The sequence below is a fragment of the Agarivorans sp. B2Z047 genome (genome assembly GCF_023373605.1).
Taxonomy (GTDB): Bacteria; Pseudomonadota; Gammaproteobacteria; order Enterobacterales; family Celerinatantimonadaceae; genus Agarivorans; species Agarivorans albus.
This window is the reverse complement of the sequence record NZ_CP088080.1, coordinates 3,856,392-3,880,894: the sequence shown is the minus strand read 5'-3', so window position 1 is coordinate 3,880,894 and position 24,503 is coordinate 3,856,392. Positions and strand designations below refer to the sequence as shown.

The window sequence follows — 24,503 nt, the reverse complement described above, 5'->3', positions numbered from 1 at the left end:
TGCGTTGTCTTAAATTTGAGACAGTTTTTTAGTTAAAGCTGAAATACAGCTGAGGCAGTATTGAGGTTAAGGCATCAAAAAGCATCGCGCATAGTGAAGTTTAGATTTTAGTCTAAACAATCAAAGCCATGAATGTTTGCTACTGGATTGTTCGGCTCTTTGAATTATCGTTTAAGGCCCATTTTGCGAAGGGGTTTCTTTAACCTTCATCGATTTTAAGAGCGTTATTTTTGCCAAGCCCTGAGTTACCAGAAGTGTTTTGCTTGTGTTGCTTATGTTGTCACTACTCTGGCACTTATTACTTACTTCGGTAACGCTTGGTTGTTTGGTAAACTTTTGTTCGCAAGGATTAAAAACGCGTATAAGTTCAAGGAATTGCTGTGATCTCTAAGTTACCTCGCTGGGTTGAATATGGAACGTTTTTGCTAGCGTTGAACGCGGGTTTTATTAACGCTGTGGGCTTATTGGGATTTAAGCACCAGTCAGTTTCCCATTTGTCTGGAACGGCCACTTTGCTGGGCACGGGAGCAATGAGTGCTGGCTTTAACGACTTGTTATATTTGTTTGGCGTGTTGTTTAGCTTTGTTATGGGCGCTGCAATTTCTGGCTACTTTTTACGGGGTGAAGCGTTAAAGCTGGGGCGTAATTACAGCGCTTTACTTTGCTTAGAGGCAACGTTTCTTTGTGGTGCTAGCTATCTATTAATCGGTGATTTCTCTTATGGGATCTACTTAGCATCCGCCGCTTGTGGTTTACAAAATGCCTTGGCAACTACCTACAGTGGCGCGGTTGTCCGCACCACTCACGTTACCGGTATATTTACCGATTTGGGGATTATGTTGGGGGCTGTTCTTCGCGGTGACCCATTTGATAAACGGCGCGCACTGTTGTTTTCACTCATTGTGCTAGGTTTTATACTCGGTGGCACTTTAGGGGCATTTGGCTTTGCTAACTTGGCGTTTTACTCTTTATTGATACCAGCTGGAGTATGTTTATCTTTGGCGCTGTTCTACTCGGTTTATAAGGCTAAACATGAAGCGGTGTGATTACCGCTTTATGTTTATGTAAAAGCCGTTTGTTTATCCCAGCTTAAACCGAGATAGTTCGCTTAGCTGTTGCTGAGATTGCTGCTGCAGTGCATCGCTAATTTGCTGGTTTTGGTTAGCATCTCGGTTGGCCAGTTCGCTCAGTTCGACAATTTTCTCAACGTTGTTAGCTACTTGTACCGCCACGGTGTGTTTATCTTGGGCGTTATTGGCAATGTTCTCGCTACGCTGTTGAATAGCGCTTAGCAGTTGAGCAACTTGCTCTAGCTGTTGAGAGCTTTGCTCGGCTTCGTTTATACAGCTGCCTACCATGGTTTCACCTTGTACCATCATGTCCATAGCGTGTTGAGCGCGGCTCTGTAGTTGCTCTATCATAGTTAGAATTTCTTGCGTGGCTTCGCGGCTTCGAGTAGCTAAACCTCTAACCTCATCGGCAACGACCGCAAAACCTCTGCCTTGTTCGCCTGCGCGGGCAGCTTCGATGGCGGCGTTTAAGGCTAATAAGTTGGTTTGCTCGGCTATGCCTTGGATAACATCAACGATACGGTTAATGTCATCACTTTGTTGTTTAAGCTCACTCACTTGTTGGCTGGCATCTACCACGGTGGTTTGTAGTTGATTAGTTGTGGCTAAAGTCGATTGCGCGGCTTGGTGGCTTTGCCCAGTAAGTTGGTTTACTTGGCCAATGTCGTCACGGCTTTGTTGGGCTTGCTCTGATACTTCGTTAACACCCACTTCCATTTGGCTTATCGCAACGGCAACGAGCTGGCTTTGATCTTGTTGCTCTTGAATCACTTTATGTGAATGCTCACTGGTTGCTAAGCCGCTCTTGGCGCTGGCAGCAAGTTGCTTTGCGTTATTGCTCATTTGGCTAATTACCTGATTCATTTGGGCACTAAGCTCATGTAAATGAGTGGCTATTTGACCAAATTCATCGTGGGCATTTACACCTTCAACTGTTCTAAAGTCGCCATCAACCATGCGTTTAATTTGAGCCAGGGTATTTGCTAGCGGTAAGCGAATTTGCCTGCTTACGTTCCAAGCTACAAAGAGGGTTATAGCAATTGACAAAAGCAGCACGAGCCCTGTTTGCAATAGCGCAGAACTTGAGCTTTGTTGAGCTTGTAGGTGAGCGGCTGCAATGATTTGGCTTAGCTGCTCAGAGATATTGTCGAGTAAGTTTAGGGCTTGGTCTGTTTGTTGGTTTAGCGTCACTAGTTGTTCGTTTTGACGACTCAGAACTAATTGCTGATTGTTTAGATTGCTAAATAAGCCGTTGTTAGCAAAGGCTTGTTTGAGTAATTGGAAATAGCTGGTTAACTCCTTTCCACTGGCTGGATCTAGCTTGAGCAATTGTTCCTGCTTTTGCTGAAGAGATTTGTAATAACTAGATACAACACTAAATTGAGAGTCAAACTGCTGGGCATTTTGAACATAAAACAGTTTCTCAAGAGAGCCAGAAAACGCCACTATGTCGGCTTGCATGCCGGTTACAACCCATTCGGCATTCTCTTCTACCATTTCAATCATAAACTCCATATCACCCGCAAAGTTTTTCCACTTTTGATTAAAGCTTTGACGCTGATTGGTTAACAACTGTTGTGCTTGTTGCGCTTGGTTGGCCAAGGTTAACTGCGTTTGGCTGGTGGTTTTAATGCTATTAAGGTCTTGGTCTAATTGACTTAAACCGCTCACTATTTGCGGGTAAGGTTGGGCTAACAGAGAGAGGGACTCAATACGTTGGCTGTAGCTGCTAAATAGGCTGGTAACTTCCTGTTCTAGTTGCTCTGCTTGTTGGCGGTTTTGGCTATTGCTGTGTAAGCCAACTTTGCGCGCCGAGTTAAGCAATAATCCCGATAGTTGATTCACTTGCTCTGCCATTGGCGCTAAGCGGCTGACGGTTTGATCCAGTTGGCTTTCTAGTTGTCGCATATTAATTTGGCCAATTAGCGCAACAATCAACAACAACGCAAGTAGCACAGCAAAACCAAGTAGTGTGCGGGTTACAACTTTGAGTTTCATGATACAGATCCCTGTTAGTATTCCTGCTGCTCCCAAGCCAAATCAGTTACTATAAAGCTAGCCATAGTTATTAGTATGGTTCACTAATTTACTGATTTTTAGGAATAATTATTACGATTCGTTCGTATGACTAATTAGTACCATAAGTAATATTGGTTGACCAGATAATGAATTGTAAAATATACAAAGGCAGGTCGATAATTTTTAACTAATGCTTTTAACCTAGTTCAATACTCTGCTTGTTGTGTTCATGAAAGGTCGGGAAATACTACCGTTAAACCTAGTATCTCTGAACTTGGTTTTTAGTTTGGCTAGTTTTTATATTTGTTATCGTAGTGTTGAGGTAAGCAGCAGATACAGCGCATATTTTTGATAAAAAGTATTTTTTTGGAGCTGTACTGATGTTTTTCTCGATTGAACATGCGATCTTAAGCAATTATTGCACTTGTAAGAAAAGCATTATCAAATCAAAGGTATAGAATGCTTAGAAAGGTGCCCTAGGCATTTTGATTGGAGTGCTGCGTAGTTTTAGTTTATTGCTAATAAATATAAGTGTGAAATGAAGCTCTGCTTTAAGGATGAAAATGAGAAATTTACTTGTTGCTATTGCCGTAAGCTGTTTACCGACATTAGCTTTTGCCAGTGTGTGTTCTAAAGAAGGTTTTGCCGAAGCTTCCAGCAGCAACCAGCGTATACACCAAGACATTCAAACTTTGAGTAAACAGTATGTGGCAATATGTTCTTGGGACTATGACATGCCTCGCGACAAGGTATGTAAATTGTTTACTGATAAGCGAAGCCAACTCGCTTTAATTAACCAAGTGCCTCTTAACACAGTATTAGATAATGCCGAGAAAGCCGCGGAGCAGTGGTATTCGGTGCATGAGGCCTGCGTTAGTGAAGGCAATAAAAGTAATGCAGACCTAGCCTTTAAAGGCTATGAAGAAAGCTTTGAGGTTTACACCAACTTAATTAATGAAATAGATATTCGTTATAAGCAAACCTGCCAGCAGCAGGTTGAAGCTAAGGTCGAGGAGTACTGTGACTAGAGTACAGAAACTTAAAGTTGCGGTGGTGTATTTTACTAAAACCGATGTAACTGGCACTTTAGCTAAAGCCCTACAAGCTGGTCTTGCTGGGTCATATTCAATAGAAGTTGTCAGTATTCAAATTCAAGGTAAGCAAATAGTAGAAGGGCGCTTTTGTGCTCCTGAAGTATTTGAACAACTTGTCGATTGTGATGCCATTATCTTCGGTTCACCCACCTACATGGGCGGAGTAGCAGCACAATTTAAGGCTTTTGCTGACGCAACCAGTGAGCTTTGGTGTAAGCAACAATGGGCAGGGAAAGTGGCCGCTGGCTTTACTTGCGGCAGTGCGTTAAATGGTGATCAAACCAGTACTTTGCAATACCTAGTAACGCTCGCCAATCAACATGGTATGTTGTGGGTAGGTTTAGACTTAGCTAGTGGTTACGATCAACGAGAGTTAAATCGCTTAGGGTGTCAGCTGGGTGTAGTAGCCCAATCAAGTAATGGACAGGTTCACCCAAGCGATGTTGCAACTGCGCGTTATTTAGGCCAACGGGTAGGGTATCTGTTGAAAAATACTTCCGAAAAAACTTAAAGGAGCCTAAATGGAATGGAAGCCTAAATTTTGGATATCATTTCTATTAGGAGTAATAGTCCAACCCTTTGTATTTCTTTACTTAAATCGCCTTGGCTTATTTAGCTTGTACTTGTGCGTGTCAATTTTTACTGCCATTGTCGATTGGTATTTTTCAAGCTATTTAACATTAGGACTGGTGTTAGTTATTGTTATTCATAGCTACTTCATTGTTAGGCATTACAATATTTGCTTGCCTAGAGCATGGTTTTCCAAATGGTGGGGCTTAGTCGCTATTCACGCTGGGGTGTTGATATCGGTCACCTTGATTCGAGCGTTTTTATACGAACCTTTTACTATTCTCGCAAGGTCCATGAATCCTAGTTTATCGGTTGGGGATTACATTGTGGTGGAGAAGCAAGGTTACGGAACTTATGGTACTTTCGGGGTAATCTTTGTAGATAACGACAAGGTGAAGCCAGAACTGATGTTAAAAGGCAGTGTTTACGCATTTTACCCACCAAACATGGATGCGCCCCACGTTGCACGCTTAATTGGCTTACCAGGAGATAGAATTAGCTTTAAAGGTAGCGATATACAGTTAAACGGAGAAGAATTGTCTGTAAGCTTTGTATCTGGCACAACTCATACGGAAACCTACCAAGAAGTGCTAGCCAATAATAGCTATTTAATACAAAGAGCTATTGGTGTTTCTCACTCTTTTAGTGACGCCTATGTGATCCCTGATAATGCCTACTTTTTTGTCGGAGATAATAGGGATAACTCAGCAGACAGCCGTTTATACGGCGCTGTTGATGGTAATCGTATTCTTGGAAAGCTAGTGTTAACACTTAAACCCAATGACTTCACCTTAAAAACGTCTCTGTCTGAAAGAATTAAATAGGGTGAAGAAAACTGATTTGCTTTACCGTAGTTGAGTTGTGATGTTTCTACAGAAAATTGAATATGTTGAGTGCCAATAAGTCATATTCGTAAATTTGTGTGTTTGGTTTAAAGCAACTTGTTGTGTGCCAAAGAGCTGCTATAACTATAGTTAAATCAATATTTTCCATGGCAATAAGCTAACAATTGGTGCTGCCTAACGCGCTTGCTTTTGCTTAATGATTAGATTGTTTGAACTAGCAGGCTTTAAGGAGTATTGGCGCCTTGAAACATTCGTCTAAGTGGCTAAAGTTATTTTTGCTCTTGTTTTTACTCATTGGCTCTTGGCAAGTTAATGCAAAGCATGAACTAGATAAACAATACTCGCTCACCTTGGTACTAATGCCCAGTAGCGGCAAACAGCGACAAGCCTACAAGCAGCTTATTGAACGTTTTAGTACTGCCTACCCACATGTTGAGGTGGGGACTCAGGTTTACGAAAACGAATACTACAAAAAGAACATTGAAGACATCATGAAGAGCAATGATGGCGAAGGTGATCTGTTTTTTTGGTTTGGTGGTGAGCGGCTTAGAGCATTGGCTAAAAATGACCTAATTCTCGATATCTCATCGTGGTGGCAACAGGCCAATTGGGATAATACTTTCAGTTCGGCTGCTAAACATGCTTCCCGGTATCAGCAACATTATTACGCCTTACCAATAAATTACTACCAGTGGGGCTTTTATTATCGGCAGTCGATGATTCGCTATCAACCCGATACCTTTACTAGTTGGCAGCAATTTCTGATGAGTTGCCAAAGCTTTGCCAACAAACAACAACACTTAGTCACCATTGGTAGCAAAGAAGCATGGCCGGTGGCTGCTTGGTTTGACTACCTTAATTTGCGCATTAATGGTTTGGCATTTCATCAACAGTTGCTGGCTGGGAACATCGCGTTCACCGATAAGCGAGTGGTACAGGTCTTTAATTATTGGCAACAAGCTATCGATGCTCAGTGTTTTGTGCCAAACAGTGATGAAATGGGCTGGAAACAAGCGCTACCAGCAATGTATCGTGAAAAAGCCGCGGCAGTGTTAATGGGGAATTTCTTTCTCGCGACCGTGCCCGATAGAGTGCGTAATGATTTAGGCTTTGCGGCGTTTCCGCCGGTGCTTGAAGGGCAGAAGCTATATGAAGAAGCGCCTATTGATGTCATTGTGGCGCACCCACAAGCGAAAACTAATATCGCCGCTTATTGGTTTTTAGATTTCTTGTCCAAGGGCGACGCCTTAGTCGAGCTTAATCAGCAATTGGGGAAAATTAATCCCTTGTCTAACAGTAAGGGCAGTGAAGATCGTTTTATTCAAGCTGGCACTCAGCTGTTAAATAGCGCCAAAGGAGTGTCTCAGTTTTTTGATCGTGATAGCCCTAAACAATTTGCATTGCCTGCTATGGATATAATGGTGGAGTTTTTGGAAGGTAGAGTTACTGCTTCTGAAGCTCTTGAGCAATTAGAAGCTCTGAGAATTAAAGTTTTCAAAAGTATTCACTAAGTGGCTTGTTAGCTTAATAAAGTGCTAGCTTTACAAAGCCGGTAGCAATGACAATAATGTGCTTAACAAAGGCGCAGGACAATTGCATGAAAACCACAGATAACATCTTGTATCGAATAAAAAGCCAAGGTGGGCTTACGGTAAAGATGTTAGCCGAGCAGCTTGATATCACAACCATGGGCGTTCGCCAGCATCTACAAAGTTTGGAAAGTGATGGCCTAATTGAACATTTCGACAAAAAAGTAAAAGTAGGTCGGCCTACTCGATATTGGCAGTTAACCGATAAAGGCCATGGACGCTTTCCTGATTGCCACAGCGATTTAAGTGTTCAGCTAATTGGTGCGGTGAAGCAGGTATTCGGTGAATCTGGCTTAGAGCAATTGGTTAGTCATCGTGAGCAACAAAGTTTTAGTGCTTATCAGCAAGCGATGGACGGCATTACCAGTATTGCCGACAAGTTAGAGCTTTTGAGTAATAAGCGTAGCCAAGAAGGTTACATGGCTAATTGGCAGCGTCAGCAAAGTGCTTACTTGTTTGTTGAAGATCATTGCCCTATTTGTATTGCTGCTACTGAATGCCAAGGTTTATGCCGCTCTGAACTTGATATGCTGCAGAAACTGTTTAGCGAATGCGAGGTAGAGCGCACCGAACACATTGTTGCTGGCTCGCGTCGCTGCGCTTATACCTTAACGCCTTTGGATGGTTATGAATAAGTTTGTGGTTGGATTCTGCACCGCGTTATTAGCAATGCTAAGTAGTGTTACTTATTCCTGTGAGTTGCAAGCTATTCCAGTGGCAGAACAGCGATGGGGATGTGGTTGCAGTTACTATTTCCCTTCCAATCTTCCGATTCGTCCAGACATTGTGTTGCAAACCGCTCTTGATGGAACTCATCCCATTATGATGCGCGAAGGCAAATTAGTGAGTTTATGGGGAGCTAAAGAGAGCCCTTTGTTAACCCAAGCTGGATTGAGTTTAGCTCAAAATTTTCGCTACCAAGCGACAGCCATAACAGTAGAAAATCAAGTTCGCCCTGGCTGTACTTGGGGAGAGCAAGGCTGTGAAGTTGTAGGGTATATAAGTCAAATTTCCACTTTCGAAAACTACCAGCAATGCCAGTGGAACTTACAAGGTGACTGCGGCTGTTAGCCAGTGAATAAAGAGGCAAGTATGGCTTATCAAGACGTTTTAGATTTTTGGTTTGAACAGCTAAACCCACAACAGTGGTTTAGTGTAGACGCTAAGATTGATGAACTCATAAGTAATCAGTTTTCTGCTTTGTTGCAACAAACTGCCAGTGGCGAGTTATTTACTTGGCGTGAGCAAGCGCAAGCAAGCTTAGCTGAAATCATAATATTGGATCAGTTCTCAAGAAATATTCATCGTGGTCAAGCGGGTGCTTTTGCTAACGATTCATTAGCGCTATGCCTCGCGCAGCAAGCCGTAGCAAAAGGGTTTGATCAACAGCTTAATCTAAGCCAGCGCAGCTTTTTATATATGCCGTATATGCATAGTGAATCCTTAGTTATTCACCAGCAGGCAGAGCAGTTGTTTAAGGCACCAGGGTTAGAAAATAACTATCAGTTTGAGCTAAAGCATAAAGTGATTATTGAGCGCTTTGGACGCTACCCACACCGTAATCAAATACTTGGTAGAGAGTCTAGCCCTGAAGAAATCGCCTTTTTAGCAGGGCCCGACTCTTCTTTCTAAATGATCTCAACAACTTAAAATTGTGACATAAAATTGTCATGTTTTTTTGTGCTGCCAATACCAGTTAGACACTAAGCTTAAAGGGTGTTGTTTGGTGTTGGAGTAGCCAGTGAGCAGGTTGTTGTTGGGCATTTTTGTAAGTTGTTTTAGTTTGCATCTTCATGCAGCGGTAAGCTTGCTTGGGCCTAACGAGCAAGCCAGTAATGTGTTTAAACAAGCCAATCAAACTCATCTTGATACTGACATTTCGCAATCGGCTATTAAGGGTTTAGATACTTCTCCAAATCGTGAATTAGGTGTAGGAGAGCGCTTATTAAGTCGCTTAAGTTGGCCAGTTCAAGCGGGAAGAGAGTCAGCCTTGGCACTTAAGGCAGAAGACTACCAAGTTCGTTATCCAGATCTTCAACAATCCATTCAATATTTTCATCCCGATTCACTTTGGTATGGCTACCCTCAGGCGAGAAATACCCGCGACCAACTACAGTGGATGTTGTTGGAGTTTAGTTTAGCGGGGGGGCCAAAACAGTTAAGTGATTGGCTGGCGCAAATAAATGCGATAAACAACGATAACCCACAGTGGGAAGCCTTATATACCGATGCCTTTTTGGGCTTAATGGCTTTTTGCCAGCAGTTAATGCGTTTAGATTATGCCCAAAGTATGGCCTTAAACAGCATTACTGCTACGCCCTTGGTGATACTAATTGATGAACCGTGGCTGGCTCACTTAAGCCGAGCAGATTTGTATCAGCAGTTAAGTAGTATGCGCGGTGAACTGAATATTGAGCGTTTGCGTTATCGTCAGCAGATTTTGCATTGGTTAAATGTGCAACAGCAGCGAAAACAACAAGTGAATATTGCAAGTGGACCGCTGATTAGCTTAAACAGTCGTGACTGGCGGGTACCCTTAATTCGCCAGCGTCTGGCTGAGTTTGATATCGCTAATCAGTTTGCTGATTTGCAATTAGATATTATGGACGCAGACACTGTAATTGCGTTAAAGCGTTTCCAAACGCAGCATGGTTTAAAGGCTGATGGCATAGTAGGGAGCGATACGCTGTATTGGCTAAACTTTAAGCCAGTGAATCGCTCTAAAATGTTGGCCAGAAATTTACTGCGTAAGCAGTTACTCGAGCGCTTTATGCTCAGTTCTAATCAGCAGCGTATTATGGTTAATGTGCCAGCTTACCAGATGACTTATCTAGATAAAGACAGTGAGGTTTTTCAATCTAAAGTGGTAGTTGGCAGAGCTTCACGAGCTACGCCTTTATTGGTGAGTGAAATAAGTAGTGTGGTGATAAACCCTTATTGGAACGTGCCAAGAACCATTGTTCGTAAAGACATTATCCCTAAGCTGCGTCGTGACCCAGCCTACGTTGACCAGCAACGTTTTGAGTTGTTTGACTATCAGGGACAAGCCGTGCCCAGTGAGCAAATCGATTGGACACGAGTTAAAGACACAGGCTCTTTTCCTTATCGTATGCGCCAGCGCCCAGGGCCTGGTAACGCACTAGGTGCTTACAAGTTTCATTTTGATAATCAGTTTGCGGTTTATTTACATGATACTTCTTCTCCGGAACTATTCTCTGAACAACAGCGGGCTTTTAGCTCCGGCTGCGTGCGGGTTGAGGCGGCTGATTACCTAGCAGAGACTTTGCTCAAACAGGCGGGTTATAGCGAACAGTATAAACAGCGTTTGATTGCTAAAGGTGAGCCTAAATGGGTTCCATTGAAACAAAAAGTACCCGTTTACTTGGTGTATTTTACCTCGTGGTTTGATGGTAGTGGCGGGCTGCATTATCGAAAAGATATTTATAATTTTGCCTCTGTTGATTCTTTTTTAGCGAGCTAGAAAATCTAGTTTAAACAAACTACTAGCTGGTATCTGTAAACGATCCTTTTCCAAATGCTATGACTAAAACCTAGAGCTTTGTTTGCTTTTTAGGCTGTTTGTCGGTATTTTTCACCAAATTGATTGTTTTTTGATCCATTTGGAGTGAGTGTTGATGTTAGACCGAAATATAAAACGGCGGTCGTTGTTGTTAGGGTTAGGCGCTGGGTTAGTCGGTCTTGGAATACCAAAAAGCTATGCGAGTTCTAGTATTGCGAGGGAATTGCCGGGAGAGCGCTTTCTAAGCATGACCAACTTACATACCAACGAAAGCTGTGAGGTATGTTTTTGGAAAAGTGGTGAGTTTCAAGACAAGGAAGTAGGGCAGTTGGACCAATTGTTACGTGATTTTAGACGTAATGAAGCCACCGAAATGGATAAGGCCTTATATATGCAAATGGCCTTGCTGCAAGATCGCTTGGGCGGAAAGGTGCATTTTGACATTATTTCTGGCTATCGTTCACCAGCAACCAATGAGATGTTGCGGAAAAATGGTGGTGGGGTTGCCAGAAAAAGCTTTCATATGACCGGACAAGCCGTGGATCTGCGAGTTAAGGGGCAATCTCTAGCTAAGGTACACCAACATGCGCTTGATTTAAAACTAGGTGGCGTGGGCTATTACCCTGCTAGCGGTTTTATCCACTTAGACACCGGAAGGGTGCGCAGCTGGCGCGGGTCTTAATACTTAGGGCGAACTGCTAATGCTGTGTTCGCCCTTTTTTTGTTAAATTTTAGTCATAAAAACCACTTTAAATATAAAATCCAAATAAAAACTTCAGAATAAATCCAAAAAATCTCCTATTAATTCTTTTTGTAATCTATCTGTCATATTTGATTGTTTCAATGCATCCCGACTTAGACAAATTGATTGTTATTTTTAATTGCAAAGAGAAATGTTATGAAAACCAAGTTAATCACGGCATTAAGTGCTGCTTCTATGTTGTTTGCTACTAGCGCGTTTGCAAGTAACACTGTTACCGTTTCTGGTTCTACTTCGGTATCAGGAATCATGGAAGTATTAGCTGAAAAATACCAAGCAACTCAGCATGACGTTGTTGAAGTTCAAAGTACTGGTTCTTCTGCAGGTATTCGTGCTGCTAAAGAAGGCACTAGCATGATTGGTATGTCTTCTCGTGATGTTAAAGATTCTGAAAAGAATGAAGTAACTCAAGAAATTGTTATGGCAATGGACGGAATTGCAGTAGCTGTAAACAATGCTAATGAAATAAAAGATTTAAGCATTGAGCAGGTTAAAAAAATCTACATGGGTGAGATTAATAACTGGAAAGAAGTAGGTGGCGCTGACCAACCTATCGTTGCAGTTACTCGCGAAGTAGGTTCAGGTACTCGTGGTGCATTTGAAGACATTATGGGTCTAACTCGTAAAATCAACGATGTAACTGTTACAGCTATCTCTCCACGTGCACAGGTTGCTAGTGGTAATGGTGCAATTAAAACTTTAGTGGCTAACAACCCTTACGCTATTGGTTTCATCTCTTTAGGTTCGGTTGATGACTCTCTAGCAGCTGTATCTATTGAAGGTGCCGCAGCGACTAAAGACAACATCAAGTCTGGCTCTTACGGCATTGCACGTCCATTCGTATTGTTGGTGAACAACCAGCCTGCTCCTGAAGCTCAACAGTTCCTAGATTTCATTATGGGTACTGATGGTCAAGCGATTGTTGCTGAAGAAGGCTACATCGAAGTTAATTAAGCTTCCCATTTGGAACGAAGAAAAGAGGCATTGTTTAATGCCTCTTTGTTGTACGTTGATTTTGGAATAATTTTAAAATGAATCAAACGATTGCTGCTCCAACTCAAGAATTTGAGTTGAAAAATTCTGCGCTATTAGAAGCGCTTAGCCAGTCTTCCCAAAAGGTCGACTGGGTTGGTCGTTTCTTTAACTTGCTGTTTTTGGTCAGTGCACTAATTGGTGTGCTATCGGTGGCGACTATTGGCTACTTCTTGGTGCTTGAGGGCTTACCGGCCATTCAGTTTGCCGGATTAACCAACTTCTTACTTGGTGTAGATTGGTATCCGCCAGCGTTATATGGCATTGGTGCCATGATTGTTGCGTCGGTAGTATCGGCCTTAGGTGCGGTAGTTATTGGCGTGCCAGTAGCCTTACTAACGGCAATATTCTTAGCTGAAGTTGCGCCGAAATGGTTGGCAAATATCATTCGCCCTGCCGTAGAGCTGCTAGCTGGCATTCCGTCGGTAGTATATGGTTTCTTTGGTTTGGTTATTATTGTTCCGGCAATTGAATCAACGTTTAATGTTCCTGCTGGTAGTACTTTGTTAGCAGCCATCATTGTTTTGGCGGTGATGATTTTACCTACCGTAATCACTATTGCAGAAACGTCTATTCGCGCTATTCCTCGTACCTATAAAGAAGGCTCATACGCATTGGGTGCTTCACCCATGTTCACCATTTTTAAGGTGATGTTGCCAGCTGCTCGCTCGGGGATTTTGGCAGGCGTAGTACTGGGTGTGGCTCGCGCAGTTGGGGAAACCATGGCAATTATTATGGTGATGGGTAACTCAACGGCTATGCCTGGTTCATTGTTAGATTCAGCCCGTTCGCTTACCGCCAACATTGCATTAGAGATGTCGTATGCGACTGGCATTCACGCCAGCTCTTTGTATTCAACGGGTATTGTTTTATTGGTATTTGTGATGATTTTGAATACCAGCTTAGTGGTATTAAATCGTAAGAGGGTGAAGTAATGCGCCGCCGTATTGAAGACAGAATTGCGCTTAGCCTTATTTGGGGCGGAGCCGGCATGACTATTTTATTCTTGGTATGGATGCTTTGGCATATTTTAAGCAACGGCTTAAGCCATGTTAGCTGGGAGTTTATTAGCTCTGCTTATACAACCGTTGGCAAAACCTCGGGTATTTTCTCGATGATTGTTTCAACCATTTACATGGTTGGATTGTCTATCGCAATTGCCGCACCTATTGGCATTACGACCGCTTTATACCTGACCGAATATGCAAAGCCAGGTAGTAAATTAGTTAAGGTTATTCGCTTCTGTACTGAGTCGCTAGCGGGCATACCATCGATCATTTACGGTTTGTTTGGTATGACCTTCTTTGTAGTTACTTTAGGTTTGGGGTTCTCTATTTTGTCGGGCGCCTTAACGCTAGCTATTTTGATTTTGCCAGTGATTATTCGTACCACTGAAGAAGCGCTAATTGCGGTGCCTCAAGCTTATCGCGAAGCCTCTTATGGTTTGGGAAGCTCACGTATTTACACAATTTGGCGTGTAGTACTACCGTCGGCAATGCCGGGAATTGTTACCGCAGTTATCCTAAGTACTGGTCGAATTATTGGTGAATCTGCACCGGTATTCTTAACCGCGGGTATGGTAACTCGCATCCCTGAATCAGTGATGGATTCAGGTAGAACTTTAACGGTTCATTTATACAAATTAACTCAAGAGTTGTTCACCGTTCATGAATGGAATCAGGCTTATGCAACTGCAACAGTACTGATTGTTTTAGTACTGCTTATTAACCTAACAACTAAGCTGATCGCTAGCCGATTCAACAAAGCTTCTTACTAAGAGATTGATATGAATAAGTTTGACGTTAACCAACTAGACCTACATTACGGTGACACTCACGCCCTTAAAGGGATTAACTTACCGATCCCTGAAAAGAAAGTTACCGCGTTAATTGGCCCTTCTGGCTGTGGTAAATCTACTTTATTGCGAACGTTAAATCGTATGAACGATTTAATTGAGAACGTAACCATTAAAGGTGACGTAAAGCTCGAAGGCAAAGACATTTATCAAGATCGCAATGTTGCAGCGCTTCGGATGAAAGTGGGCATGGTATTCCAAAAAGCGAATCCGTTCCCAATGAGCATTTATGAAAATGTAGCTTACGGCTTGAAAGCCCAAGGTATTCGCAATAAAAAAATTCTAGATGAAACGGTAGAGACAGCGCTACGCAGTGCAGCTTTATGGGATGAAGTAAGTGACCGCTTAAATAGCCCTGCATTTGGTTTATCTGGTGGACAACAACAGCGCTTGTGTATTGCGCGCACCATTGCGATTCAACCAGACGTGATTTTGATGGATGAGCCAACCAGTGCCTTAGACCCTATTGCTACTCACAAGATTGAAGAGTTGATGGACGAGTTGCGTAAAAAGTTCACTATTGTGATTGTGACGCACTCAATGGCTCAAGCTAAGCGTATTTCAGATAAAACCGCCTTCTTTTGGATGGGCGAGTTGGTTGAGCATGGCGATACCGACCAAGTATTTAATGCGCCAGTGGATGAGCGTACTCGCGGTTATGTGAATGGCGATTTTGGTTAAGTATTAGATAGTTAAATAAAAGCCGCAGAGCTATGTTCTGCGGCTTTTTTGTATCTATAGTTTGGCTTTCTAGCGCTTAACAATATTGTGACTAAATTGCCATTGTGGCGCTAGTTTGCGGCGTTGTTCACAGCGCTGCAAAATCGCTTTTCGAGATGCATTGTTAGAACCACTCCAAGCGCAAATCTCATCGAGGTGGCGAAAGCAGCCAACACAAACGTCATCACCGTCAAGGGTGCATTGCCTGATACAGGGCGAATCAACAAGTTTGTGTAGTTCCATGGCTAGGCAATCTCTACAGGCGCTTAATACTAGTTTAGTCTACTAAGCTGTAGGGCAGTTGAGCGATGGTATACAAGCTTTGCTCATCGCCTGCTAAGCGAAACTTAGCTTCTGCATCGGTATCGTTGTTTAGCACTGCCAATAGCTCTACGTAGCCCGGTTCTAACTGAACTGCTTGCAATACTGTACCTTTGCCGCGCCAGTTGTCACCCATTTGCTGTTCTAGTCTATCTCCAGCTTTAGGCAAAGTAGCACCGTGACCCGCTAAACGTAACGAAGCGCGTTTATTTGCGCCGCGATACTTGGCTCGAGCAATAGTTTCTTGGCCGGTATAACAGCCCTTAGAAAAACTTAAGGCGTTTAAATGCTGCAAGTTAAGCGCTTGAGGAATAAATTGCTGCTGAGTTGCTTGTTCAATGGTGGGTAAACCAGAAACAATCTGCAGGGCACGCCAAAGCTCATTGGCATCAAGATCACTGTTAGGAGCATCTGCCCCCCAATTGTTATCTTCTGTGATCACCAAGTAGCGGCGTTTCGGGCCGTCAATATGGACACAAATACCTTGCTCAATTAGGCCGCCATGGCTGGCAATTTCTTCACCAAATTGCTCGGCAATATAGTGAGGTGCTTCGGTTCCCATTACCGCTACCGTATGTAATGTGGATTCGGTTTCGATATTTACCTTTGAAAACACCGCATACTTTTTCAGTTCTTTTAATTGTGACTCTGCTAAAGATGCTGGTTGCAAGTAAAGGTAGTCTTGCTCCAAGCGCAGTAGACGTAATACCGACCACATTTTTCCGGTAGGGTCACAGTGAGCAGCCAAGCTTTGTTGGCCCGGTAACAGGCTATTTACATCGCAGCTAAGTTGGCCTTGTAAATAACTTTGGGCGTCTTCGCCACTTACTCTAACTAGGTGCCATTGATCCAAAGGTTGAACCAATAATGGAGGAAGAGTACATAAAGTTTGTTGAGACATAGTCGGCTTCCGTTGAGAGCTAAGTCAAGCTTATAAGGGTGTAATTTTGTTGTTGAAATGGTATCTTCGTCAATACTTTTACAGCACTACTTATAAGGCTTTTAGTCGAAATAAGTTGATGCTGACCAGTGTAACTCATGTCTACAAGGAACAACATGCAGGAAAATAAATCACGTTTAAAATGGGCTTGCCGTCGTGGGATGTTAGAGCTAGATGTTTTGTTTATGCCCTTTGTTGATGAAGCCTACGATGAACTAAGCGACGAGCAAAAGCTTACCTTTAAACGTTTACTAGCTTGTGACGATCCTGATTTATTCGCTTGGTTTATGGGCCATAAAGAATGTGAAGATGCACCGTTAGCGGCCATGGTTGAGCATATCCTTAAGCGTGTCAAAGTGTAACTTTTCAGCTCATCGTTCACGCAGCTACTTGTACTTGATAGCTGCGAGTGTGTTTTTCCAAGGCTTGGTTTTAAGCCTCTTTCCTCAGTTATTTCCGCTTATAGTTTTTTGTCTGTTAACCAGTGTCGTGCTTGTCTCCCATTGGTGGCATTATCAGCCTAGTGGCTATTTCAGCCCTGACAAAATGGTTTTTGAACAACAAGATGAACAGCTTGAATGCACATGGTCAAACTATTCTCGAGTCGCATTTGGCTGTTGTCTGGTGATTGTATTTGAGCGAGATGAACCTAAATGTAAACTGATTTTTGCCGACAGCTTGCCAGAGCATATTTATCGCAAATTATGCTTTGTAATTAATTTCCCTAAGGCGGAAGCAAGCCTTTAAATAAGCAAACTTATGGCTACAAAAAAGGCTTACCTATGTAAGCCTTTTATAATTACCTTTCGCTATCTTCTTCTTGATAGAAGGTATTGGGGTCGAGAATGGTTGGTTTGATCTTATCCAACTTATCTGGGTAATCTAAGTTGTAGTGAAGGCCGCGGCTTTCATGACGGCGCATCGCACAGCCAACAATTAATTCTGCTACTTGCAGCAAATTACGCAGCTCCAACAAGTTATTACCCACTTTAAAGTTTGAGTAATACTCAAATATTTCTTGCTGCAGTAAGTGAATGCGGCGCATTGCTCGCTGCAGGCGTTTGTTGGTGCGAACAATGCCTACGTAGTCCCACATAAATAAGCGCAGTTCATGCCAATTGTGGTTAATGATGACCTCTTCGTCAGAGTCGCTTACTTGGCTGTCATCCCAAGGCTGAATGCTGTTACATAACTGCACTTCGTTTAAGTGCTGCTTGATGTGCTCACTAGCCGCGTGGGCGAATACCACACATTCCAACAGCGAGTTGCTGGCCATGCGGTTAGCGCCATGCAGGCCAGTGTAGGCCACTTCACCAATGGCGTATAAGTTGGCTAGGTCGGTTTCGCCTTGCAGGTTGGTGACTACACCACCACAGGTATAGTGGGCCGCAGGAACTACCGGAATAGCTTGTTTGCGAATGTCGATCCCCAGCTCTAAACAGCGCTTTAAGATAGTAGGGAAGTGCAGTTCAATAAACTCATCATCGCGGTGGCTAATGTCTAAGTAGACACAATCTGCACCTAGTCGTTTCATTTCATAATCGATAGCGCGTGCTACTACATCTCGGGGAGCGAGCTCTTCACGAGAGTCAAAATCTGGCATAAAGCGGCTGCCATCAGGGCGTTTTAGTAACGCGCCTTCGCCGCGCAGCGCTTCGGTAAGCAAAAAGTTTCGCGCTTCTGGGTGAAATAAACAGGTTGGGTGGAACTGATTAAATTCCATATTGCCTACCCGGCAGCCCGCACGCCAAGCCATGGCAATGCCATCGCCGCTACTTACATCTGGGTTACTGGTGTATTGGTAAACCTTGCTTGCACCGCCAGTAGCCATTGCGACAAACTTGGCTTTAACTACCTCTACTCGCTCTTTATTGCGGTTCCAAACATAGGCGCCAACCACTTTTTTCTGCTCGTTGTCAGTTTCGGTGATTAAATCAACGGCGTTGAAACGCTCTAGCAAAGTAATGTTAGGGTGGCTTAATACCGCACGTACTAACGTTTTTTGTACCGCTTTACCGGTGGCATCGGCGGCATGCAGAATACGGCGGCGGCTGTGCCCTCCTTCTCGGGTTAGGTGGTACTTGGCCTCGCCATTGGTGGCGGTTTCTTGGTCAAAAGGAACGCCTAGATTAATTAGCCAGTCAATACATTGCTTGCTGTTTTCTGCGGTAAATTTAACTGCATCTTCGTCACATAAGCCATCACCCGCGATTAAGGTGTCATTGACATGTTCTTCTACGCTGTCATTCTTATCAAATACAGCAGCGATGCCTCCTTGAGCATAATAAGTAGAACCTTCTTTGAGAGGTCCTTTGCTCAGTACGTGGACTTTGGCATAATCAGCTAAGTTTAAGGCCATAGTTAAGCCTGCAGCGCCACTGCCTATTATTAGAACATCGCTAGTGTATTCCATTAGATGCGCTCTTATACGTAGTTAAAAGAAAAATTGGAGTATAAGCTAGTTTAACTGAAACTTACGCAAGTTTGCAGTGTCTCACAGAGGCGCAAAAATTTTATTTGGTTGGAAGAGAACTTTTTTGAAAACAAGCAGTCTGAAGAGATGTGCCGCCAAAAAAGCTACCGAATCTCAAGCATTAGGAGGACGGTAGTTACAAATGTCAGAACAGTGGACAGATCAAACGTTGGTCGAAAGAACGCAACGTGGCGATAAGGCGGCATTTAATTTGTTGGTACAAAAGTATCAGCATAAGGTAGCAAACCTTATATCACGCTATATTGTGAATCACGGGGATGTAGCCGATGTAACGCAAGATGCGTTTATTAAGGCTTACCGTGCACTACCAAACTTTCGAGGAGAAAGTGCGTTTTATACATGGTTATACCGAATTGCAGTAAATACTGCTAAAAACCACATTGTTGCTCAAGGTCGTAGACCGCCTGCAAATGATGTGGATGCTGATGAAGCAGAGTTCTATGATGGCGCAGATGCTTTGAAAGAAGCCGACACTCCAGAAACTTTGTTGTTATCCGAAGAAATAAAAGAGGTAGTTTTTGCTACAATGGAAGGACTACCTGATGATTTGCGCACTGCAATTACTCTTCGAGAGATAGATGGTTTAAGCTACGAAGAGATTGCCAATGTAATGGATTGTCCTGTCGGGACCGTGAGATCACGGATTTTCCGAGCAAGGGATGCAATTGAAAAGCGAATACAACCGCTTTTAAGTAGGTAACTTTGGGGATTGATGACTAATATGGCAAATAAAGAACAGTTATCCGCACTGGTTGATAACGAATTAACCGACGCAGCACTGTTAGATCTGTTAGCCAATGAGCCGGAGCATGCAGAGCAGTGGAGTAATTATCACTTAATTGGTGATGTACTTCGCGGAGAAACTCCCAAGCAAATCGATATTGATATTGCTAGTGGTGTAGCTGCTGCCTTGGAGCAAGAGCCAGCGATTGTAGCCCCTAAACCTCAGGTGGCCGAACAAAAGGAATCGTCAGTACGTGTCGTTCGATTCTTCAAATATGCTGGGCAATATGCAATTGCTGCATCGGTAGCGGTAGCCGCTATTATTGGTGTTCAGCAATATTCATATCAAGCCAACGATGCTGACCAACCTTTACCCGTATTTAGCACAGTACCGGTGGGGGGAGCTGTAGCACCAGTTAGCTTACAGTCTAACCCTCAGCCTCGTGAGCTAAGTGAAGCTGAAATTATGGAGCAGCGTAAGCGTATTAGCGCCTACTTACAGGACCATCGCTTCCAGCAACGAATTGTAGAGTAAATAATTAGCCTATGCGCTTAAAAACTATCTCGATGCCAGTAATCTTATTACTGGCATCTTTTTCTGTTTCAGCAGAGTTCCCCGTAACCACCACTGATGCCTCGGCTACCTCAGTTAGCCAAACCAGCCCTGCGGTGAGTTTATTACACGATTACCAACAGGCTTTTCATCAGCGTCAGTATGAGCTCTCTTATATTGTGGTTCGCCAAGGGCACATCGAGCCAGTGCGCTTAATTCACGGAGTGGTTAATGGGGTAGAAGTTGCCCATCGCGTTTACTTAAACGGCCCTGCTAATGAAGCGGTATACCGTGAAGGTACCGTAGCGTTTTTTGAACCAGGGCAATCACCTTACAGTTTGGCCTCAAGTCGTTTACCCGGCATGTTTGGCAATTTAGCGGCGGTAAAACTGGAAGATTTACAAAGCAATTTTGACTTAGTGATTGCTGGTAAAAGCCGCGTTGCCGGTCGACCCGCACAGGTGATGCGCATAGTGCCGAAGTCTTCCGATTTGTACGGTTTATACCTATGGATTGATTACGCATCTCACTTACCCTTGCGTTTAGATGTGGTTGATCAAACAGGTGAATTGATCGAACAGCATATGGCTGTGACGTTGGCTGAATATGAAAAGCCCAGTGAATGGATGACTGAATTGGCCAGCTTAGAGTTGCCTAGCACTGTAATGGGTAAAGAATCGGTAGATAAACAAGAGCACCAAATTAATTGGCGCTTGGGTTGGTCACCTAAAGGGATGAAAGTTGCCCAAAAAGAACAGCATTCCTTGGCGGCGATATCAGAATCGGTTGATTACATAAAACTTAGCGATGGCCTGTTTGATATTTCGGTTTATGCCAATGCCGTTGGCAAGACTAACCCCTTACGTGAACAACTAGTTCGCCAAGGTGCGACCAGCTTGCATACCGTTGTACGTAAAGGCATAGAAATCACCGTTGTTGGTGAAATTCCACCAGAAACCGCCTCAAAAATGGCTGATTCAGTAACCATTGGTCCTTACTTCGAGAAGCCCATTGAGCCGGCTCAGTAATTCCGCATTAATCATTGAAACAGCCAAGGTTGTTGAGGTAAGTGGCGGTTACGCAAAAGTTGAGTGCGTAAGTAAAAGTGCATGTGGCAGTTGCGTCAGTGCAGACAATTGCGGAAATAGCGCCATAGCTAAAGCCTTTCCTAATCGGGTTCATCAGCTTCAGGTCAAGCTTACCGAAACGGTTGAGGTGGGGGACCAGATAGAGTTAGCCTTGAACGCCAAAAATATGCTGCAAAGTGCATTGCTTGTTTATCTTGCTCCCATCGCCATGCTGATTATAGGCGCAGCATTCGGTAAATTTGTCACTATGCAAGGCTTTGCGGGTGAATGGGCTATCGCCATCTGCACCTTACTGGGTTTAGCCCTAGGCTTTTTATTAGTTCGTGGCTTTACTCGTTACTTTGCTCGGCAGCCACGATATCGCCCCCAAATGCATACTAAGCAATAAACTTCTTTTAGAAAACGCCCTGCAATGGGCGTTTTTTGATTTTAGGGAATACAAAACAATTACTAATTTAAGCCTGCATTTTTTTTGGTTCTGAGTGGATTGTGGTAGTATCCGCGTCAACGATATAATGCGCGATTGCTGCATTTTTAAGAAAAGCGAATCCTAATTCGCGTATAGATGACTTTTTTATAGGTAAGCTCTTGATAAATAAGAATATTCGTAACTTTTCGATTATTGCCCATATCGACCATGGCAAATCGACCTTATCTGATCGCCTGATTCAACACTGTGGTGGATTGAGCGCGCGCGAAATGGAAGCGCAGGTTCTTGACTCTATGGACTTAGAGCGCGAACGCGGAATTACCATTAAAGCACAAAGTGTAACCTTGGATTACACCGCTAAAGACGGTGAAACCTATCAGCTTAACTTTATTGATACCCCAGGACACGTTGACTTCACTTATGAAGTGTCACGTTCACTGGCGGCATGTGAAGGTGCTTTACTGGTTGTTGACGCTGCGCAAGGCGTAGAAGCCCAAACCTTAGCGAACTGTTATACCGCTATGGAAATGGACTTAGAAGTTATTCCAGTACTAAACAAAATTGATTTACCACAGGCAGATCCAGACCGCGTAGCGGAAGAAATTGAAGATATCGTAGGTATTGATGCCACCGATGCAACGGTTTGTTCAGCTAAAACAGGCCTAGGTATTGAAGATGTATTAGAAACCATTGTGCGTGACGTACCGCCACCAGAAGGTGATGATACGGCTCCGCTACAAGCGCTAATTATTGATTCATGGTTCGATAACTACCAAGGCGTTGTATCGCTAGTACGTATTAAAAGCGGTGAGTTAAGAGCAGGCGAGCGCATGACAGTAATGTCTACGGGCCAAGCACATGTGATTAACGAAGTGGGTATATTTACTCCTAAACAAACCAATACCGGAGTATTAAAAACCGGTGAAGTAGGTTACGTAATCGCTGGTATTAAAGAGATTTTGGGCGCACCGGTTGGTGATACCTTAACTACCCAAAAAAATGGCTCTACCGAAGCCTTGCCTGGATTTAAAAAAGTAAAACCCCAGGTATACGCGGGTTTGTTTCCTACCAGTTCTGATGAGTATGAAAACTTCCGTGATGCACTTGCTAAGTTAAGCCTTAACGATTCATCATTGTTTTATGAGCCAGAGAACTCTACTGCACTGGGCTTTGGCTTCCGCTGTGGCTTCTTAGGAATGTTGCACATGGAAATTATTCAAGAGCGTTTAGAGCGTGAATACGACCTTGATTTAATTACCACTGCACCTACCGTAATCTACGAAGTAGAGATGAACAAAGGTGAAGTTATTTATGTTGATAGCCCAGCCAAACTGCCGCCTACCAACAATATTGCTGAAATTCGTGAGCCTATCGCCGAGGTAAATATTTTAGTACCTCAAGAATACTTGGGTAATGTAATTACCCTGTGTGTTGAGAAACGTGGCTTGCAAAAGAACATGGCTTATCACGGTAAGCAAGTTGCCTTAACTTACGAAATTCCAATGGCTGAAGTAGTATTAGATTTCTTCGATAAGCTTAAGTCTACTAGCCGTGGGTATGCGTCTTTGGATTACAACTTCAAGTACTTTAACGCTGCTAACATGGTGCGTGTAGATATCATGATTAATGGTGATAGGGTTGATGCACTAGCCTTGATTACTCACAAAGATCACTCTGAATCTCGCGGGCGTCAGGTAGTTGATAAGATGAAAGAGCTTATTCCGCGCCAAATGTTTGATATCGCGATTCAAGCATCTATAGGCATGCACATTATTGCTCGTTCTACGGTTAAACAACTTCGCAAGAACGTAATCGCCAAGTGTTATGGCGGTGACGTAAGTCGTAAGAAGAAGCTGCTAGCGAAGCAGAAAGAAGGTAAAAAACGTATGAAGCAAGTAGGCAATGTGGAAGTGCCTCAAGAAGCGTTTTTAGCCGTACTTCATATTGGTAAGGATTAACATGGCCACAATATTTCCGCTAATTCTGGTAATTGCTACGTTTGTTACGGGCATTATTTGGGCCTTAGATAAGTTTCACTGGGAAAAGCAGCGCGAACTAAAACTGCAGGATGCTCGCACCGCTGCAGGTGGCGACTTGCCTAACGATGCAGAAGAAAAGATAACCACACCGCCAAGTTGGATTGAGAATGGTCGCTCGGTGTTTCCGGTTATTGCGATTGTGATGGTGCTGCGTTCGTTTATTTACGAGCCTTTCCAAATTCCATCCGGCTCGATGATGCCTACACTGTTAGTGGGCGACTTTATCTTGGTTGAAAAGTTTGCTTACGGCTTAAAAGACCCTGTTACTCGTAGCACTATTGTTGAAACTGGTTCGCCTGAACGTGGTGATATTGCAGTATTCAAATTTCCTCTTGATACGCGAGTTGACTACATTAAGCGCATTGTTGGTTTACCGGGTGACAGAGTTATTTATCGCGGTAAGCAGCTGTTTATTCAACCTAAGTGTGAAGCTAAACCTTGCCCAGAACTTAAAACTGTTCCCTTGAGTTTAGAAGATTCAGAGAGCTTTAAAATTAATTCAATGCCTCTCCATGTATATCAGGAGCAGCTAGGTGATGTCGAACATGAAGTCTTGATCTTCCCTCCAGCGCGTGAATTGGTATCTCGTTACTTCAGACAGCCCGGCACAACCGAAGATGAATGGATTGTGCCAGCTGGGCATTACTTTGTGCTTGGTGATAATAGAGATAATAGTGAGGACGGTCGTTATTGGGGCTTTGTTTCAGACCACAACTTAGTGGGCAAAGCGGTAGCAATATGGATTAGCTTTGAATTTGAGCGTGCTGAAGATTCAGTATTACCGGGATGGATACCCACAGGTGTTCGATTTAATCGCATTGGCGCGATCAAGTAGGTAGAT

General features: G+C 43.4%; 25 protein-coding genes. 21 read left to right on the top strand and 4 right to left on the bottom strand.

The window, feature by feature from the left end:
- Window positions 1–380: 380 nt before the first annotated feature.
- Window positions 381–1,046, top strand: a complete 666-nt coding sequence (locus tag LQZ07_RS17755) for a YoaK family protein (protein ID WP_249483232.1) — start codon at window positions 381–383, stop codon at window positions 1,044–1,046.
- A 33-nt stretch (window positions 1,047–1,079) separates the two neighbouring features.
- Here the strand turns inward: LQZ07_RS17755 and LQZ07_RS17750 are convergent, their stop codons facing one another.
- Window positions 1,080–3,068 carry a methyl-accepting chemotaxis protein gene (locus LQZ07_RS17750; RefSeq protein ID WP_152781681.1) on the bottom strand — a complete coding sequence of 663 codons (1,989 nt, stop codon included), beginning with the start codon at window positions 3,066–3,068 and terminating at the stop codon, window positions 1,080–1,082.
- A 584-nt stretch (window positions 3,069–3,652) separates the two neighbouring features.
- On the opposite strand from LQZ07_RS17750, the gene LQZ07_RS17745 reads away from it, so the two are divergent.
- The 13 genes from LQZ07_RS17745 to pstB all read left to right on the top strand — a co-directional run bounded on the left by LQZ07_RS17745 (window position 3,653) and on the right by pstB (window position 15,035).
- A complete protein-coding gene (locus LQZ07_RS17745; RefSeq protein ID WP_152781679.1) occupies window positions 3,653–4,117 on the top strand; it encodes a hypothetical protein in 465 nt (154 codons plus the stop codon).
- A complete protein-coding gene (locus tag LQZ07_RS17740) occupies window positions 4,110–4,694 on the top strand; it encodes a flavodoxin family protein (RefSeq protein WP_249483230.1) in 585 nt (194 codons plus the stop codon). The genes LQZ07_RS17745 and LQZ07_RS17740 overlap by 8 nt, the downstream gene beginning before the upstream one ends.
- 10 nt (window positions 4,695–4,704) lie before the next feature.
- On the top strand, window positions 4,705–5,577 hold the full coding sequence (lepB, locus tag LQZ07_RS17735) for a signal peptidase I (protein ID WP_152781676.1): 873 nt from the start codon (window positions 4,705–4,707) through the stop codon (window positions 5,575–5,577).
- Between the two features lie 263 nt (window positions 5,578–5,840).
- Window positions 5,841–7,109, top strand: coding sequence for an ABC transporter substrate-binding protein (locus LQZ07_RS17730; RefSeq protein ID WP_152781674.1), 1,269 nt, complete (start codon window positions 5,841–5,843; stop codon window positions 7,107–7,109).
- A gap of 86 nt (window positions 7,110–7,195) precedes the next feature.
- Window positions 7,196–7,822 carry a metalloregulator ArsR/SmtB family transcription factor gene (locus LQZ07_RS17725; protein WP_016402875.1) on the top strand — a complete coding sequence of 209 codons (627 nt, stop codon included), beginning with the start codon at window positions 7,196–7,198 and terminating at the stop codon, window positions 7,820–7,822.
- On the top strand, window positions 7,815–8,258 hold the full coding sequence (locus tag LQZ07_RS17720) for a hypothetical protein (RefSeq protein WP_152781672.1): 444 nt from the start codon (window positions 7,815–7,817) through the stop codon (window positions 8,256–8,258). The genes LQZ07_RS17725 and LQZ07_RS17720 overlap by 8 nt, the downstream gene beginning before the upstream one ends.
- Window positions 8,259–8,279: 21 nt before the next feature.
- Complete coding sequence (locus LQZ07_RS17715) at window positions 8,280–8,819, top strand: DUF924 family protein (RefSeq protein ID WP_152781669.1); 540 nt, start codon at window positions 8,280–8,282, stop codon at window positions 8,817–8,819.
- A gap of 109 nt (window positions 8,820–8,928) precedes the next feature.
- On the top strand, window positions 8,929–10,668 hold the full coding sequence (locus LQZ07_RS17710; protein WP_152781667.1) for a murein L,D-transpeptidase: 1,740 nt from the start codon (window positions 8,929–8,931) through the stop codon (window positions 10,666–10,668).
- A gap of 262 nt (window positions 10,669–10,930) precedes the next feature.
- Window positions 10,931–11,389, top strand: a complete 459-nt coding sequence (locus tag LQZ07_RS17705; protein WP_256471421.1) for a DUF882 domain-containing protein — start codon at window positions 10,931–10,933, stop codon at window positions 11,387–11,389.
- Between the two features lie 216 nt (window positions 11,390–11,605).
- Window positions 11,606–12,421 carry a phosphate ABC transporter substrate-binding protein gene (locus LQZ07_RS17700; RefSeq protein WP_152781665.1) on the top strand — a complete coding sequence of 272 codons (816 nt, stop codon included), beginning with the start codon at window positions 11,606–11,608 and terminating at the stop codon, window positions 12,419–12,421.
- 77 nt (window positions 12,422–12,498) lie between these two features.
- Window positions 12,499–13,434, top strand: a complete 936-nt coding sequence (gene pstC / locus LQZ07_RS17695; RefSeq protein ID WP_152781663.1) for a phosphate ABC transporter permease subunit PstC — start codon at window positions 12,499–12,501, stop codon at window positions 13,432–13,434.
- The gene (gene pstA, locus LQZ07_RS17690; RefSeq protein WP_152781661.1) at window positions 13,434–14,276 is read left to right on the top strand and encodes a phosphate ABC transporter permease PstA; all 843 of its coding nucleotides are present in this window, start codon (window positions 13,434–13,436) and stop codon (window positions 14,274–14,276) included. The genes pstC and pstA overlap by 1 nt, the downstream gene beginning before the upstream one ends.
- A 9-nt stretch (window positions 14,277–14,285) precedes the next feature.
- Window positions 14,286–15,035 (top strand): phosphate ABC transporter ATP-binding protein PstB, encoded by a 750-nt coding sequence (gene pstB / locus LQZ07_RS17685; RefSeq protein ID WP_016402866.1) that lies wholly within the window; start codon window positions 14,286–14,288, stop codon window positions 15,033–15,035.
- 69 nt (window positions 15,036–15,104) lie between these two features.
- Here the strand turns inward: pstB and LQZ07_RS17680 are convergent, their stop codons facing one another.
- Window positions 15,105–15,317 (bottom strand): DUF1289 domain-containing protein, encoded by a 213-nt coding sequence (locus LQZ07_RS17680; RefSeq protein ID WP_152781659.1) that lies wholly within the window; start codon window positions 15,315–15,317, stop codon window positions 15,105–15,107.
- A gap of 34 nt (window positions 15,318–15,351) precedes the next feature.
- On the bottom strand, window positions 15,352–16,296 hold the full coding sequence (gene ygfZ, locus LQZ07_RS17675) for a tRNA-modifying protein YgfZ (RefSeq protein WP_152781657.1): 945 nt from the start codon (window positions 16,294–16,296) through the stop codon (window positions 15,352–15,354).
- 155 nt (window positions 16,297–16,451) lie between these two features.
- Here ygfZ and LQZ07_RS17670 point away from each other — a divergent pair, with 155 nt between their 5' ends.
- Window positions 16,452–16,697, top strand: coding sequence for a succinate dehydrogenase assembly factor 2 (locus tag LQZ07_RS17670; protein WP_016402863.1), 246 nt, complete (start codon window positions 16,452–16,454; stop codon window positions 16,695–16,697).
- Window positions 16,698–17,134: 437 nt separating this feature from the next.
- On the opposite strand, the gene nadB is transcribed toward LQZ07_RS17670, so the two are convergent.
- On the bottom strand, window positions 17,135–18,748 hold the full coding sequence (nadB, locus tag LQZ07_RS17665; RefSeq protein ID WP_152781655.1) for an L-aspartate oxidase: 1,614 nt from the start codon (window positions 18,746–18,748) through the stop codon (window positions 17,135–17,137).
- A gap of 202 nt (window positions 18,749–18,950) precedes the next feature.
- On the opposite strand from nadB, the gene rpoE reads away from it, so the two are divergent.
- From rpoE to lepB (LQZ07_RS17635), 6 genes are all read left to right on the top strand, one after another.
- Window positions 18,951–19,529 carry an RNA polymerase sigma factor RpoE gene (rpoE, locus tag LQZ07_RS17660; protein ID WP_016402860.1) on the top strand — a complete coding sequence of 193 codons (579 nt, stop codon included), beginning with the start codon at window positions 18,951–18,953 and terminating at the stop codon, window positions 19,527–19,529.
- Between the two features lie 21 nt (window positions 19,530–19,550).
- Complete coding sequence (locus tag LQZ07_RS17655) at window positions 19,551–20,087, top strand: sigma-E factor negative regulatory protein (protein ID WP_152781653.1); 537 nt, start codon at window positions 19,551–19,553, stop codon at window positions 20,085–20,087.
- Between the two features lie 32 nt (window positions 20,088–20,119).
- Entirely contained in the window at window positions 20,120–21,133 is a 1,014-nt protein-coding gene (locus LQZ07_RS17650) for a MucB/RseB C-terminal domain-containing protein (RefSeq protein WP_194164106.1), read from the top strand.
- A complete protein-coding gene (locus tag LQZ07_RS17645) occupies window positions 21,117–21,581 on the top strand; it encodes a SoxR reducing system RseC family protein (protein WP_194164105.1) in 465 nt (154 codons plus the stop codon). Before LQZ07_RS17650 ends, LQZ07_RS17645 begins: the two co-directional genes overlap by 17 nt.
- A gap of 200 nt (window positions 21,582–21,781) precedes the next feature.
- Complete coding sequence (gene lepA / locus LQZ07_RS17640) at window positions 21,782–23,581, top strand: translation elongation factor 4 (protein ID WP_152781647.1); 1,800 nt, start codon at window positions 21,782–21,784, stop codon at window positions 23,579–23,581.
- Window position 23,582: 1 nt separating this feature from the next.
- Entirely contained in the window at window positions 23,583–24,497 is a 915-nt protein-coding gene (gene lepB / locus LQZ07_RS17635) for a signal peptidase I (RefSeq protein ID WP_152781645.1), read from the top strand.
- Window positions 24,498–24,503: the final 6 nt, after the last annotated feature.